13 protein-coding genes are annotated in these 14777 nt (G+C 41.9%); 10 read left to right on the top strand and 3 right to left on the bottom strand.

The features are described 5' to 3' along the window. Nucleotides 1-167: 167 nt before the first annotated feature. Nucleotides 168-689 (bottom strand): DinB family protein, encoded by a 522-nt coding sequence (locus tag BBH88_RS17550; protein ID WP_006830379.1) that lies wholly within the window; start codon nt 687-689, stop codon nt 168-170. Between the two features lie 245 nt (nt 690-934). On the opposite strand from BBH88_RS17550, the gene BBH88_RS17545 reads away from it, so the two are divergent. After that, complete coding sequence (locus BBH88_RS17545) at nt 935-1459, top strand: nucleotidyltransferase family protein (protein ID WP_065537338.1); 525 nt, start codon at nt 935-937, stop codon at nt 1457-1459. A gap of 103 nt (nt 1460-1562) precedes the next feature. On the opposite strand, the gene BBH88_RS17540 is transcribed toward BBH88_RS17545, so the two are convergent. Continuing rightward, nucleotides 1563-2417 carry an alpha/beta fold hydrolase gene (locus BBH88_RS17540; RefSeq protein ID WP_065536393.1) on the bottom strand — a complete coding sequence of 285 codons (855 nt, stop codon included), beginning with the start codon at nt 2415-2417 and terminating at the stop codon, nt 1563-1565. 319 nt (nt 2418-2736) lie between these two features. On the opposite strand from BBH88_RS17540, the gene BBH88_RS17535 reads away from it, so the two are divergent. From BBH88_RS17535 to BBH88_RS17525, 3 genes are all read left to right on the top strand, one after another. Continuing rightward, the gene (locus BBH88_RS17535; protein ID WP_006830382.1) at nt 2737-3279 is read left to right on the top strand and encodes a GNAT family N-acetyltransferase; all 543 of its coding nucleotides are present in this window, start codon (nt 2737-2739) and stop codon (nt 3277-3279) included. Nucleotides 3280-3672: 393 nt separating this feature from the next. Further along, entirely contained in the window at nt 3673-4113 is a 441-nt protein-coding gene (locus BBH88_RS17530) for an NUDIX hydrolase (RefSeq protein ID WP_065536394.1), read from the top strand. Nucleotides 4114-4166: 53 nt separating this feature from the next. Further along, nucleotides 4167-4694 (top strand): DNA topology modulation protein, encoded by a 528-nt coding sequence (locus BBH88_RS17525; RefSeq protein WP_065536395.1) that lies wholly within the window; start codon nt 4167-4169, stop codon nt 4692-4694. Between the two features lie 533 nt (nt 4695-5227). Here BBH88_RS17525 and BBH88_RS17515 read toward each other — a convergent pair. Continuing rightward, entirely contained in the window at nt 5228-6193 is a 966-nt protein-coding gene (locus BBH88_RS17515) for an ABC transporter substrate-binding protein (protein WP_006830387.1), read from the bottom strand. Between the two features lie 198 nt (nt 6194-6391). Here BBH88_RS17515 and BBH88_RS17510 point away from each other — a divergent pair, with 198 nt between their 5' ends. The 6 genes from BBH88_RS17510 (at nt 6392) to BBH88_RS17485 (ending at nt 14777) form a co-directional block, all read left to right on the top strand. Further along, nucleotides 6392-7408, top strand: a complete 1017-nt coding sequence (locus tag BBH88_RS17510; RefSeq protein WP_040852493.1) for a FecCD family ABC transporter permease — start codon at nt 6392-6394, stop codon at nt 7406-7408. After that, nucleotides 7405-8457 (top strand): FecCD family ABC transporter permease, encoded by a 1053-nt coding sequence (locus BBH88_RS17505; protein WP_006830389.1) that lies wholly within the window; start codon nt 7405-7407, stop codon nt 8455-8457. The genes BBH88_RS17510 and BBH88_RS17505 overlap by 4 nt, the downstream gene beginning before the upstream one ends. Nucleotides 8458-8505: 48 nt before the next feature. After that, entirely contained in the window at nt 8506-9333 is an 828-nt protein-coding gene (locus BBH88_RS17500; RefSeq protein ID WP_006830390.1) for an ABC transporter ATP-binding protein, read from the top strand. After that, nucleotides 9311-10078, top strand: coding sequence for a (2Fe-2S)-binding protein (locus tag BBH88_RS17495; protein WP_065536396.1), 768 nt, complete (start codon nt 9311-9313; stop codon nt 10076-10078). The genes BBH88_RS17500 and BBH88_RS17495 overlap by 23 nt, the downstream gene beginning before the upstream one ends. Nucleotides 10079-10900: 822 nt before the next feature. Next, nucleotides 10901-12799 carry an IucA/IucC family protein gene (locus BBH88_RS17490; protein WP_006830392.1) on the top strand — a complete coding sequence of 633 codons (1899 nt, stop codon included), beginning with the start codon at nt 10901-10903 and terminating at the stop codon, nt 12797-12799. Then, nucleotides 12789-14777 carry an IucA/IucC family protein gene (locus tag BBH88_RS17485; RefSeq protein WP_006830393.1) on the top strand — a complete coding sequence of 663 codons (1989 nt, stop codon included), beginning with the start codon at nt 12789-12791 and terminating at the stop codon, nt 14775-14777. The genes BBH88_RS17490 and BBH88_RS17485 overlap by 11 nt, the downstream gene beginning before the upstream one ends.

The raw sequence follows: 14777 nt of genomic DNA, 5'->3' as shown, positions 1-14777 counted from the left end.
AATCACAGCCACCTAGCAGCGCTAAAGGCGAGTATTAAAAAAAGTCTCAAGAATAAATATTCCATATTAAAAAAATGAGTAAAAGACTAAAAAATGAGATAACTTGACTGCAGTTAAGTTATCTCATTAATAAAGTCTATTGTTTGTGTAAATCAAGCTCAATGATTTCATATACCACTTTTTAATAATCTTTTAATTGTTCGGATTTGTCCGCGGTGGCTAATTTCATCTTCCATGACATGGAACCAGAGATAGTAATTGTTGTAGGGAACACCATTAGGCCATTTTTTCTCTTCTGATAACCAGCTGTCTTGCTTAGACTTTAGTAATGCTAAAGTGCCTTGTCTAACTTGACATAACTCGTTTAAATAATAAGCAAGAGAGTTTTTTTGAATCTCCTCTCTTGCTTTGTCTCCAAGTTCTAGAGAGGTTCTCCATTTTAAGTATTCACTTTCTGTCAAATCTCTATTTTCGCTTGAAACAATCTGATGAACAAACTCTACAGATGCAATATGCAATAGAAGAGAACCGATGGAATTTCCACTTTCGTCGGGTAAATAATCCAACTCACTTTGACTTAAATCAGAAAGATCACTTAGCGTAACTTCTCTCGTATGTTCCAACAAGGAAACAAGTTCCCCTGTTTTCTCAGCAAAATTTTCCGTGGGTGTTATTCGATAGTCTATCATCGGTCCGCCTCCATTCATCCTCTTTTAAGATTACTAGTAATTTAGGTTATTTAAAGACTTATAATTCTGAAAAGTAGGTGATATAATTATGGTAACAACGTAAAGGCGACCGTCTGGTGGTCTTTTTTCTCTGTTTAAATTTAACGTGTATGATTTGTTGCTAACATTTGAAGCTGTTGGGAGGGGAGAAATAGGTGATAAAAAATGAGAACGATATTATTGAGTTGATACAGAAAGACGAGTGGATGATGAAGTTGCTTAAAACGGTAAAGGTGCTAAATCTTCCCGATGGGTGGATTTGTGCGGGTTTTGTTCGCTCGAAAATTTGGGATACGTTACATGGATACGGTGAAAGAACTACCCTTCAAGATATCGATGTAATCTATTATGATGATAAAAATAGGGACAAAAAAATGGAAAAGCAACTCGAAAAAACATTAATAAGTTTGCTTCCTAATGTGCCATGGTCAGTAAAGAATGAGGCGCGAATGCATAGTAGAAATGGAGTAGAACCCTACATTTCGTCAACTGACGCGATAGCAAAGTTCCCAGAAACAGCGACCGCGCTAGGAATCAAATTAGACAAACAGGATAACCTAGTGTTAATAGCTCCTCATGGAATCAAGGACGTGATTAACTTAACTGTTAGACCGACTCCTTATTTTACTGCAAATAAAGAGCGTATTGCAGTCTATGAAAATCGCATTCAAAAGAAAAACTGGAAGCTTACTTGGAATCGATTAATCATTACCCAACATATAAATGAGTAAGAGCCACTTCGATAAACAAAAGTTTACCTATCATCAGTTGTCAGAGGCTAAACAAGAGTAAAAAGGAGAAAATGTGGTGCAGCACCACCCCTTGATCTTGGGCTTACCTTTTTTCATTTAGCCACTTACTGATAATAGCGGCGGTTTGTTCAGGTTCGTCCCATTGAACCATATGGGACGAACCTGTTATAGCTTTTACTGAAACATCTTCAATATGGCTTCGCAGCTGACCAATCCCTTTCGCTCTTGACGCGTCCAAACTCTTGGGAAGTTCAGCATAAAGCAAGAGTGTCGGCACCTTGATGAATGGATAGGCTTCTGTAAAAGGCTCTTTAAAAAAGGCTTTGATAATGGCTAGAACGGTAAACTTCGATGCCGCCAATTCAAATTCTCCATCTTGTCTCTTATTAAAAAGAGATGCAGCATAGGTCTCCTTGCGGAAATTCCATCGGTTTGTATACGTTCGGTATTCCTGGAAAATTTCTTCTTCATCTACAAATACCGACTTCTCCATGTAATCATTCCAACCCGTATAGGCATAGTCAAACGTCATCTCTGGCTGATTTTGCGGGAAAGTAAAACCGCCATCAAGCAGAACTAGTCCTAATACGTTCTCCGGATAAAGTCGCGTGAAATGTAGTGCTACATCTGCACCCCAAGAATGGCCTATGATATAAAAAGGTCCGAAAACGATTTTTTCAATCACTTGATGAAGCCATGTTGCCACATTCGAAAAAAGGTAATCAGCCTCTTCTGAAAAGGGAGGCGTCTTCCCGTGGCCAGGACTATCCAAAACAATTAAGTGAAACTTCCCTTCAAGAAGAAAAATAAGCTCTTCGAAACTATACAACCCATTTCCGGCAAGTCCATGTAAACAAATAATACTCGGACTTTTAGCATCCCCGTATTCGTAGTAATTCACTATTCCATCTTGTGTTGTTATTTTGTGGTTCTGCATTTTTTCCTCTCCCTTTAACTGGATCTTGACAATCCTGATTAAATTCGTCAAATTAATTTTTGCTCAAGAGAATTGTGAAACAGTAGTCGATGCGGTGTTTCTATGTACGTTTTAGAAATCCATATCAGTGAATCGTAAATCTGCAGAGCTTCTGCTACTAAACAATCAAGTAGTTTTATTATACTAGTATATTCTGGGAACTAATTGGATATAGCAAAGAAATCGTGCCTATAAATGTTAGGTTAAACGAAACGGTTCCCAAGAGATAATGCAAAGGGATTTTCGGGAAATTTAAATGTGAAGGGTGAGGAGATCAAGAATGAAAATTAGTAATCAAGAATTCAATATCAAAGGCACCTTCTATACAATCAGATCTGCAGTAGAGTCAGATGCGCAAAACTTGTCAGAAATAAGAGTGCAGATAGATGGAGAGACTCAACATCTGGACAGAGAAAAAGGCGAAGCTTTTATGGATGTATATGATTTTGAGCAATTGATTAAAGCGGACACTATGAATGAGAAGAATCTTTTTCTAGTTGCTGTAGTAGATAGCAAAATAGTTGGTTTTTCAAGATGTGAGGGAAACTCATTGAAACGATTTTCTCATAAAGTAGAATTTGGGGTGGGTGTATTAAAAGATTATTGGGGATATGGGATTGGCACAAATCTTTTAAAGGCAGCTGTTGTTTGGTGTGATGCCAGTGAAGTAAGGAAAATAACATTACATGTTCTTGAATCAAATAAGAAGGCAATTTCTCTTTATGAAAATTTTGACTTTGAAACGGAAGGCATTCTAATAAACGACAAAATATTTGCTGATGGAAAATCCGGCAATACTGTAGTGATGGGAAGATTTAAGTGATTGCTCGGTCGAAGTTAAACTAAATTACATATCATCAATCATCGGAAGAGAAGAAGCATGACTATAAGATTCTTTTCTTCCGATGATTGATATGGGAGGAGAAATGATAAATAGCAAGATTCATATTATGGGAGCTGCTGGATCAGGAACATCGACACTTGGCAACTCGTTAGCAAAAGTATACTTTTACGAACGCTTTGACAGAATATGATCGTCGCAAAAAAGGTAACGTGTTTGAAAAACATAGTGGTTTATGAATTTGATATTTTTTCTAAAGAGAATTCTCTGTTTTTCTGCATGCTAAAATAAAGATAGAATTTGAACAATGTAAAAAAAGTTAATGAAAAGCTTAGTAGAAGAAGAATTTTTACGCAAAAGGGGCGGACGGGAATTATGAAAAGAGTAGATGTTGCTTACGTACTTTTATATGACCACGATAAAGAAAATATATTGACAGTAAAAAATCAAGGAGAAAACTCCTCTTATTATACACTTCCAGGAGGGGCGGTAGAAAATGGGGAAACCTTAGAAGACGCAGCTATACGAGAAGTTAAAGAAGAGACAGGATTAACTGTTGAATTAGAAGGGATTTTTGCTATAAGTGAAGCATTTTTTGAAAAACAAGGACATCATGCAATTTTTTTTACTTTTAAAGGGAGAATTCTTAGTGGTGAAATTAAAATATCATGTCCTGAAGAAATTGAAGAAATTACTTGGATGAATGAAAAAACAGCAGAGAAATATGCATATATACCAACTGAAGTGGAAGGGTTAGTAAAGAGCAAAACAATTGTTCCGTACATACTACATGGAAAAGTAATTCATAGAATTTAAATTTATATACTGGCAGTAAAAATGAAAATTATGCTTAAGAGTGGGGGAGTTCCGTGAAAAGGATTGCATTAATCGGGTCAGGAGGATCGGGCAAGTCTACTCTTGCTCGGAAGTTGGGAATGAAGTTGAACATAGAGGTCTATCACTTAGATGCACTTTTATGGAAACCGAACTGGCAGCCAACCACAAAAGAAGAACAACGAAAAGTCCAAGTGGAGTTAGTGAAAAAAGAAGAGTGGATTATTGATGGAAATTATAACGGAACCATGGACATCCGATTAAATGCAGCAGATACCGTGATATTCTTAGATTTCAACCGAGTACTATGTACGTATCGGGTTTTGAAAAGGACAATTCAATATCGTGACCGAAGAAGACCGGATATGGCAGAAGGAGTGAAAGAACGGTTCGATTTAACTTTTATTAAGTGGATTTGGAACTATCCTAAAATGATAAGACCTCTTGTATTGAAGAGACTGGAAAAATTGCCAAAAGATACAACAATCATTATTTTAAAGTCGCCGGAAGAAGCTCAGCATTTTTTAGAAAGTATTCAAAATAAGAATGGAAGGGATGATTAGTATAGAAACAAAGCTAATCATCTTACGCGGAAATTCGGGAAGCGGCAAAACCACTATAGCGAAAAATCTTCAGAACTCTTTTGGTCTCTCAAGATACCGTCCGAAGAGAAATGCTGGTGGTTCGCGTTAGAGAAGGAAACATATCGTTAGAATTAATTAGACAAGTAACTGAATATGGTAAATGTAAATATGTCATTTTGGAAGAGGTTTTTGTCAAACAACGCTACGAGGAGATGCTGCATCACTTAATCCGTTTTTATAGTGGAAACGCCTTTATTTATTATTTTAATTTATCTTTTGAGAAAACGGTCGAACGCCATAATTCGCGCCCCCGGGCAGAGGTATTGTTGAAGCGCGTAGTGTATCGTGACTAGATCAGCTATTTAATAGACAGTGAAGGGTTCGATGCATACGGCAGCAAGGGCCAGTATGCGGAAACGCTTGTTGTTTTCAGCAAATAGTCTATGTGTTTCAAAACGACAGAAAGACCCTTTGCCGTCTGTGGCAAAGGGTCTTTCTCACAAGATTTACTATTATTCCTGCACTAGTTTCTCTTCCAAATCGTCAAGCATGAGGTTCGCTGCTATGACGCCGCCCGCTGTGTTCCAGATGGTGTCGCTGACTTCATAGGCTTTGCCGGCCTGGACCGCTTCTAGGTTGTTCCAAATTGGATCTTTTACCCATGCATCTTCCGCCTGCTGGCCTTCTTCTTTTTCGTTTTGGTAAGTGAAGTAGAAAATGACGTCCCCGTCCATTTCTTCGATGCGTTCTTTCGTTACGCCTTTAGCCGCGAAATCATCCACATTTTGCGCTTCCGGTCGAGCTAAGCCGATTTCTTCGAGGATAATTCCTGAGAACGAGTCTTTATGGTAGACGCGAACGTCGTCCGGCATAAAGCGGACCATTGATACTTCGGTGTCGATCTTGTCACCGAGTTTTTCCGTCAGCGCCGCCACGCTCTCGTTATAGGCATCGAGCACTTGCTGGCCTTTTTCTTCTTTATTCACTGCTTTGGCGATTAATTCGAAATTGACTTTCCAGTCGCCGCGCAGCGTTTCTTCAAAAACGGTAGGGGCAATCGCGTTCAGTGCCTGGTAATGCTCTTCTTGGCGCATTTTGTTACCGATGATGAGATCCGGTTCCAAAGCAGCGATCGCTTCCAAGTTAATCTCACTTTCCGTACCGACCACTTCAACGCCTTCCATGTCTTCGGTGATGTGTTCATACCAAGGTTCTCCTGTCCATGACTGGACCGCGCCTACTGGCGTCACTCCCATTGACAAAAGCGCTTCCGTCCCGTGGTTCGTCAGGACGACAATACGTTCCGGCTTGCCTTCAATGGTGGCAGTGCCCATCGCGTGTTCCACTGTATAGCTTTCAGCACCCGCAGTTCCTTCGGTACTTTCTGTCTTTGCTTCCGGCTCCGCGGACCCGCATGCAGCTAACAGCAGCACAAGAGCCGCAAGCAGGGCAACGAAGGAATAAGATCTTTTCAACATGTATGTTCCTCCTTTTATTATCTAATTGATAATGATTTTCAACTCTTCAATATCATCCTAAGCGAATCGACCATGCATGTCAATACTTTTTCGGAGACAATTGACAATGGTTCTCAATAAACTTATACTTTCAAAGTACTCACTTTACATTTAAAGCTTATTTGATAGATATAAAACATAGAGTTGTACGGGGAATCTATGAGAAAGGTAGCTGTTATGATCAGAACTAATCGAGCAAAAGCTTTTGGACTGATAATCGGCGTTTTCGTCATCGCTGCCCTGATCTGGTCCAGTATCGTCTTAGGGCTGACGAAAGTGTCCGCCCAGATGGTGTACGATGCCATCTATCATTTTGACGGATCGAATGAGCACATCATCATCCAGGATACGCGAATACCACGGGCGTTCATCGCGGCCGCTGTCGGAGCGAGCCTTGCGGTTGCAGGGGCCATCATGCAGGGACTGACGCACAATCCGCTTGCGTCCCCGGGGATTTTAGGGATCAACGCGGGGGCAAGCTTTTTCGTGGTTTTCGGCATCAGCTTTCTCGGCTTGTCATCGCTCACGGCGTTTACCTGGCTGGCCTTCCTCGGTGCGGCTGTGGCGTCCGTCGTGGTTTACGTATTCGGTTCGATGGGCAGTGAAGGACTGACGCCCATCAAGATCACGCTGGCCGGTGCGGCCATCGCGGCGATGTTTTCATCGATGACACAAGGTATGCTAACGCTGGATGAACGTGCGCTAGATCAAGTGCTCTTCTGGCTGGCCGGTTCCATCCAAGGAAGGGATTTGGAAATTCTGCTGTCGGTGCTGCCGTATTTGGTAGTGGGATGGTTTATTTCCTTGATGTTCGGAAAACAGATGAATGTGCTGGCGATGGGAGAAGACCTGGCGAAAGGCTTGGGGCAGAAAACCCTGCTTGTTAAAATTACAGGCGCAGTGATCATCGTCCTGCTGGCCGGCGGTTCAGTCGCTATTGCAGGCCCGATCGGTTTTGTCGGCATCATCATTCCGCATTTCGCCAGATGGCTCGTGGGCATCGATTACCGCTGGGTCATTCCGTACAGTGCGCTGCTCGGTGCGATTTTGCTGTTGACAGCGGACATCGGAGCCAGATATATCTTGATGCCGGCTGAAGTGCCGGTCGGCGTGATGACCGCCATCGTCGGCGCGCCTTTCTTTGTCTACATTGCAAGGAGGGGAATCAACGAATGAAAAATTACCGCAGCCTGCGTATGGGAAAGGCATCATTTTTAATCGATAAAAAATCTTTGTTTATCCTGGTTTTGTTGACTGCCTTGACGTTTGCCTTGATTGTCCTGAGCCTTGGCATTGGCCAGATGACCATCAATCCGTTTGACGTCATCAAAGCCATTTTCGGCGCCGGGACCGATATGCACAACCTGGTCGTCCAGTCGTTCCGGATGCCGCGGATTCTGCTAGCGGTTTTCGCCGGTGCGGGCCTAGCGATGTCGGGGGCAATCCTGCAGGGCATCATCCGCAACCCGCTCGCTTCGCCTGACATCATCGGCATCACGGCGGGCGCTTCGTTTACAACCGTTGCCTTTTTGGCACTCTACAGCGACCGGAGCAATACGCTCTCGGTCAGCATTCACTGGCTGCCGCTCGCCTCGTTTCTTGGCGCGGTAGGCATGGGCTTTCTCGTTTACGTATTGTCTCAGAAATACGGGCAGGTCGCACCGATCCGCCTGGTGCTAATCGGCATCGGGCTGTCGGCCGCCGCCCAAGCGTTGACGACGATGATGATGATCCTCGGGCCGATTTTTACAGCATCCCGTGCGAATATCTGGATCACCGGAAGCGTCAACGGTACAAATTGGACGGAAGTTCTAACAATCATCCCATGGATTTTCCTGCTGACTGCCATCTTGTTCTTTTATGCGAGGCGGCTGAATATCCAGGAACTGGGTGATGAACTGACCGTCAACGCCGGAAGCCTTGTCCAGCGGGACCGGCTCGTGCTACTGTTCCTCAGCAGCGCCCTTGCCGGAGGCGCTGTGGCTTTCGCTGGGGGTATCGGATTTGTCGGGTTGATGGCGCCGCATATGGCGAGAAAGCTCGTCGGATCTGCGTTCGGCGCGCTGCTTCCGGTTTCCGCCCTGCTTGGCGGCTTGATCGTGCTGCTTGCCGATCTGATTGCGCGGACTGCATTCGCGCCGCTGGAAATCCCGGCGGGTGTATTCACTTCTGCCATCGGGGCTCCGTATTTTATCTATTTACTGTATCGCACCCGGAATCGATAATTCCTGCCACTGACCTGTTTTGCTTAGATGAAGAAGGAGGAAGATGTAATGGATGCATTGTCAACAAAAGGATTAACACTTGGATATGGGGAAGCGAGCATTATCAGTGAGCTGGATCTGTCAATTCCAAAAGGTGAAATCACCGTCCTCATCGGCAGCAATGGTTGCGGCAAATCGACGCTGCTCCGTTCGCTTGCGCGCTTGTTAAAGCCGCAGGACGGGTCTGTAGTGCTAGATGGCCAAGCAATCGCCAAAATGCCGACCCGGAAAATTGCCAAGCAATTGGCGATTCTGCCCCAAACTTCAATCGCCCCCGAAGGCCTGACCGTCCTGCAATTGGTCAAGCAAGGCCGCTACCCGCACCAGAATTGGCTCCAGCAATGGTCGGAGAAAGATGAGCAAGCAGTGTTCGGTGCGCTTGAGGCTACAAATCTGACGGACTTTGCGGAACGCAAAGTGGATTCCCTGTCAGGTGGACAACGCCAGCGAGCCTGGATTGCCATGACGCTGGCCCAGGATACGGATATCATTCTACTCGACGAACCAACGACGTATCTTGATTTGACCCACCAAATCGACATCCTCGATTTGCTGTACGATTTGAACCAGACGAAAAACCGCACCATCGTGATGGTTCTCCACGACTTGAACCTCGCTTGCCGGTATGCGGACCATATCGTGGCGATCCACGACAAGAAGGTTTACAAGCAGGGTTTTCCGAACGATATTATCACGCCTGACTTAATGCGTGCCGTGTTCGGCTTGCAATGCCAAGTGGCGTGCGACCCAGTCTGCGGAACTCCGATGTGCATTCCGTTCAGCAAAGGCAAACACTTTAAAGGTGGTGCAAATAATGTTGTGCCGATTAGCAGCTGAAGAAAGCGCCTATCTGGCCGAGCATTTCCGGCTGTTGGAAGAGGCGGACGGTGAAGAGAAAATTTCTTTAAGCCAATTGAAAGACCCGGAATTCCTGGAAGACTTCCTCGAATTGCTAAAGACAGAACTGGGCACGGACAGCACGCTTGCTGCGGGTTCACAGCTCATGAAGCGCATAGGGTATTTGGCGGTCGTGCCCCCACTGTATGCGGCGGCGGTTTTCAAAAAAGCGCTCAACATGGATTTTGACGCCTGCTATTTAGTGCCGAGGCGGCAAGGAGACCTGTGGATGCCGCAGTTGTTTTTGGAAGATATATCCGCTTTAAAGCTTGCCGGCGAGGCACGTTCAAACCGCTTTGAAACGTTCGCGAGAGAGTTATTCGGCGGTTTGGCGGTCGTGGTCCAGGCGGTTTCGACCGCAGCTTCTGTACCGAAAAGCGTTTTATGGGAGAACGTCGCCGTCTATGTTTATTGGCTTTATGAAAGCCATTTGATGGAAGAAAGTGACAGCGCGGTTCAGCTTCAAGCTCGGTGGGACTTTGAATTTATTCTGAATGAATTGCCCTCTTCAGCGTTCGGTGAACGGGTTAATCCGCTGCAGAAGTTCTACAAGAAAAAAACTGTAGCGACAGGCGAAAATGAAACGGTCCGGATCCGGCAGACCTGCTGTTTTTCTTATGAAACAGAAGGGGACAAAGGCTATTGCAAAAATTGCCCGAAAAAGCCGAAAAAAATGATTCAATGAAAAGCATCCCATGCACCAGTGGTTCTGAAATATCCACCGATTAATTCAGACAGTCTAAAAATTTCTAATTCATCAATTGAACTGAACCCCAAATTATAGACACTTTGAAAAAGTGACTCATTTGGGGTTTTTTCTGTTTTCAGACCTGGGTACACTAAGGGTATCTACATTGAACGGGAGAGTTTCATATGAGTAAAATCGGTTTTAACGAACACAAGCAAAAAAAATTGAGAGGCGATCCCGAATGTCGCCTCCGTATTGAATCAAGCCAACCAGAACAGTACAGAATTAACATATGTGTGGACAAATAAAAACGGGCCCGAAAGGAAACTACAAAAATTTTACGGAACACAGGTTTGACATGGAATGCGCCTGGTTTACCACACTTTAGCGAAACCTGAAAAAGCACAGAATGGGAAAATCCATTTATAAATTACTAATTTTGAAGTTTTTTAGTAGGAGGGTTATATCGATGAATAATAGGAGAGTGTCTGCGGTAGCTGAAATTTACTTTGAGAATTTTTTAAATTCTATTTCTTTTAGCAAGTTTAATTCTTGACGGTCTCGATATTATTTCGCCATTTCTTATCTATGCAAATATCTTGTTCTAGAGAACTGATTTTTAATATTTTTAGAGTGTCCTACTTTTATTTTTACTCAATATCTCTTAAATTCAATTAGACTTTTCCAAATTGTAGCTCTATATACTAAATGGAAAAGTCTATATGCTTATTTCTTTAAATCCGTTTGACATTGATAATCATTATCAATAGAATGAATATTGTTGATACCCATTCTCATTGAGAAAGTGTGGCGTTTTAATTGAACCATCTTTTAGTTCAAAGAAGCAGTGAAATAGAAGTTATAAAAGAATTGGAAAAAGGACATCCAGCAGTCTCCAGGGCTTTTAAAAGAAATCTTCCACAATCCAAAAAACGGGTTCTTCATCAGCTTATTCAAGCAATCCTAAGAGAAAATTTCTTGCCTAGTTCGTGGATTAAAGAAGGAAATAAACAGCAAGTGACTATGCTTGTTCCAAGTGGCGGCAAATTAACAGTGGCAATTGAAAAGCGATATATGCTTGGTCATATGGAGATTGGGGAAGATATCCTCTATGGCAAAGAAGGAAGCACCAGAAAAATCGATCATCCGGCAGATTTTGCCCACCTCCTTAAACTACAACAAGAAGAAAATGGCTTTACAATAGAGCTGGAAAACTCTGTAGTGAATTACGCTCTTTCTCTAACTGCTGCAGAGTTGAGAAAAGAGAAATTTATTTGGTCCGGAGATACCTTTTCATTTCTATTAGCAGAAATGAAAAAGAATGCCTGTTTCAGTCCACTGGTTTTTGGAGAGCAGTGGGTGATTGATGGTCATACACTTCATCCTTGTACCAAAACAAAACTAGGCTTGACTGCACAGGAAGTGATTAAGTTCTCCCCAGAATGGGGAGCTAATGCAAATTTAATACCTGTTGCCATTCACAAAAACCTCGCTTCTATGAATTCAAATGGAAAAGAAACAATGACAGATATTCTATTGCGGGAATATCCTAACCTGTCAACAGTTTTTAAAGAGAGACTTCCCAATAGGGGAAAGGATTATGAAGTAATACCAGTTCATCCCTGGCAGCTGAAACATACACTCAAACCATATTTAGAAAAGGAAATCGCTCAGACATTAATCCTGCCGTTAGAAAATGTACATATTCCAGCTTCAGCTCTTTTATCTGTTAGATCACTTGCTCCACACGGAAGCAAAACGCTTCATCATATAAAAACAGCACTTAATGTTCAAATGACGAGTGCTAAGCGAACGGTATCTCCAGCTTCTATAAAAAATGGACCAGTGATTTCAGCTATATTAAAAAAAATAGAAACTATTGATCCTTTAGTTGGCAATTCGTATCGATTTTTATCCGAAAGTGCAGGAGGACATTATCTGTCTCTGCAAAACGACAAAGACTTATTTTTAAAGAAAAACTTGTCTGCTCTTTTAAGAGAAAATCCTGAAAAAAATTTAAGTGAATCAGAAATAGCACTTCCGGCAGCTTTCTTGATTAGCCGGTCACCATTTACAGGAAAGCTAATCTTATTGGAACTGGTTGAAAACTATAGCAAAACTAATGAAATCGATATAAATAAAGCAGCCGTAAAATATATCTGTACGTATGCAGAACTTCTGCTTCCAGGGTTAATAACTTTAATCTCTAAATATGGGATTAGTTTAGAAGCACATCTTCAAAACACTGTGCCTGTGTTCAAAGATGGTATGCCAGTTCGTTTTCTTTTTAGAGACAATGGCGGTATACGGATAAAAGAAGATCGCTTCAACCTTTTTGGATGGGGATACGCAATCGATAATGACACCAATCTTTTAACGGATAATGAACAGGACCTGTTCAATATGTTTTCTCATGCACTTCTTCATAATCATTTGGGGGAAATGATTTTTTTTCTATCAAAAGAACTTCAAATCGAGGAGGAAATGCTGTGGAAACCTATAAGAGGTGTCGTTCATTCGACGATTTTCATATTAAAAAATCAAGGGAATTGCCAACAAGCAGTTTTGTTGCTGGAAGAGAAACTTTTCGCTCCCTTGGCTCCATTAAAATCACTGGTGAAAATGAGGCTCACTAATCAATTTACAGAAAATGCTTATACATTAATATCCAATCCATTGGCAGATGTCAAAAAAGGAGATGAAGATAATGGTTTATAACACTGTAAAAAAGAGGATTTCGAAAGAGATACAAAAAGAGGAGAAAAAATGTCTCGATTATTTACAGCTTCATCAACCAAACCTCGTTCCTGATTATCTCAATGCCTTGAAAAAAGGAAGGAAAAGAGTATTGAACAAGCTCGCTGGGGCTTTACTGAGAGAGGACATAGTGAGCTTGTACTCAAAATCAATAAAATTGAAGAAAGTTGGATCTGTTTTTGTTATGAGTCTCGAGGATGTAGATGAAAATTGGGAACTGTTAATCCGGCAGCTTCCGGAATCTAGCCTCCGAGAAAATCTTACTTATTTTGTTTTTTATTTTGATGAGCGATTACTGGTATTTCCAGTAAAAAAAGAGTACGGGTTTAGAAGAGTTATATTAACAGATGATATACTCCTTATTTCTAAAGAAAAGATGGAAGTAGTGGAAACCGCAAGTGATTTGCTAGCATCATTAGGTGATATGCTGCCGGACCAAGCAAGTACTCTGAAGAAAGAGCTCGACAATGGTACAGCCAACTATATATTAGCTCTTTCTGACTATGAACAGTGGAAAAGAGAATTATGCGAGGAAGCAGAAAAGTTGAATACCGATACCAGTATTCAATATGCTTTATCTAAAAAGCGCAGCAATCCTTTGTGGAGTTCAAGTCTGTTTTTTGAACAATTTTCGACAGAAGGACATAATCTTCATCCCGGTTCCAAAACAAAGGAGGGCTTGGAACCAGGTGATGTTTTTTCGTTCTCACCTGAATTTCGCCAAAGTCTTTTAATCTATTTTCTTGCCATTCGGAAAGATTACCTTGTCTCAACTGAATTTCATCCCGACTATATCGAATCGAAATTTCCGGAAACGGCGAAATTGTATGAAGTACAAATGAAAGAGAGAGGTTATAAAGTTAAAGACTATCGTTTGATTCCCGTTCATGAATGGCAGTATCACAATGTGATTCCTTCTTTGTACGCTGAAGAGATTAAAATGGGTATCATCGTACTGTTTACTGGATTAGCAATAGAAGGAGCTGCATCGTCATCATTTCGGACCATCTGGCCAAAGCTTTTTGGAAAACCTGCCCTTAAGTTAGCTGTCAACAGCCAGATGACATCCACAATTCGCTCCATTTCACCACAGACAGCAATGAATTCTGTTGAATTTTCTGTAATGATGCAAACAATTATGGAACGGGAGCCTTCTCTAGAAAATTTTCTGCCCATTAATGAAGTGGCGGGCTACAGTTTTCGTTCAGAGAGCATAGAGCGTTCAAGAAATTTAACCGTTGTAGTAAGAGAGAACTTTGATAGTAAGCTGAATCCTGGTGAAATTGCAATACCTGGCTGCAGCCTATATAATCTATCACCAATTTCTGGGAAAAATTTAATTGCAGAAATTGCAGATGAATATTGTCGCTATTTTAACTTCAATAAAGCCAAAGGAACCGACAGCTTTCTTACAGAGTATCTCTCCGTAGTCATTCCTGGTTATCTGATATTACTAGTAAAATATGGAGTGGCATTAGAAGGGCATTTACAAAATAGTGTACCTGTATTTAAAAATGGTAAACTGGTTCGTTTTTATTTCAGGGATTGGGGAGGAGCAAGAATTTACGAGAACCGTCTTAACCAGCAAGGAATCAAAATTGATTTTTATCCCGATTCGGTGTCTATAACGTCGGATGAACAAAAAATGCGAGAAAAAGCTTTTTATACAGTATTTCAAAACCATTTAGGTGAAATTATTATGCAACTGTGCGAATATTCGGGGACTCAAGAGAAAAGTCTGTGGAAAAAGGTTCGAGAGGCTTGTGATAAAGTCTTTAGCGAACTTCACACACAAGGAGTTGAAGGCGTAAGCAGGGACGCTGCAAGTTTATTCGAGCCATGGGCAAGGCACAAGGCTTTGACCAGTATGCGTCTGTATCCGAAGAGTGGCTATTGTTACAGCACAGTTCCTAATCCTTTGGCAACGGAATGTGAATAG

This window comes from Planococcus antarcticus DSM 14505, assembly GCF_001687565.2.
Taxonomy (GTDB): Bacteria; Bacillota; Bacilli; order Bacillales_A; family Planococcaceae; genus Planococcus; species Planococcus antarcticus.
This window is presented reverse-complemented; position numbering and strand designations above follow the sequence as displayed.

What these genes read in the sequence shown, in the direction of transcription:
- BBH88_RS17510 (WP_040852493.1), top strand. Translation starts at nt 6,392, where the DNA reads ATGAGAAAGGTAGCTGTTATGATCAGAACTAATCGAGCAAAAGCTTTT.
- BBH88_RS17505 (WP_006830389.1), top strand. Translation starts at nt 7,405, where the DNA reads ATGAAAAATTACCGCAGCCTGCGTATGGGAAAGGCATCATTTTTAATC.
- BBH88_RS17495 (WP_065536396.1), top strand. Translation starts at nt 9,311, where the DNA reads ATGTTGTGCCGATTAGCAGCTGAAGAAAGCGCCTATCTGGCCGAGCAT.
- BBH88_RS17550 (WP_006830379.1), bottom strand. Translation starts at nt 689, where the DNA reads ATGATAGACTATCGAATAACACCCACGGAAAATTTTGCTGAGAAAACA.
- BBH88_RS17540 (WP_065536393.1), bottom strand. Translation starts at nt 2,417, where the DNA reads ATGCAGAACCACAAAATAACAACACAAGATGGAATAGTGAATTACTAC.
- BBH88_RS17515 (WP_006830387.1), bottom strand. Translation starts at nt 6,193, where the DNA reads ATGTTGAAAAGATCTTATTCCTTCGTTGCCCTGCTTGCGGCTCTTGTG.
- BBH88_RS17535 (WP_006830382.1), top strand. Translation starts at nt 2,737, where the DNA reads ATGAAAATTAGTAATCAAGAATTCAATATCAAAGGCACCTTCTATACA.
- BBH88_RS17485 (WP_006830393.1), top strand. Translation starts at nt 12,789, where the DNA reads ATGGTTTATAACACTGTAAAAAAGAGGATTTCGAAAGAGATACAAAAA.
- BBH88_RS17530 (WP_065536394.1), top strand. Translation starts at nt 3,673, where the DNA reads ATGAAAAGAGTAGATGTTGCTTACGTACTTTTATATGACCACGATAAA.
- BBH88_RS17500 (WP_006830390.1), top strand. Translation starts at nt 8,506, where the DNA reads ATGGATGCATTGTCAACAAAAGGATTAACACTTGGATATGGGGAAGCG.
- BBH88_RS17545 (WP_065537338.1), top strand. Translation starts at nt 935, where the DNA reads ATGATGAAGTTGCTTAAAACGGTAAAGGTGCTAAATCTTCCCGATGGG.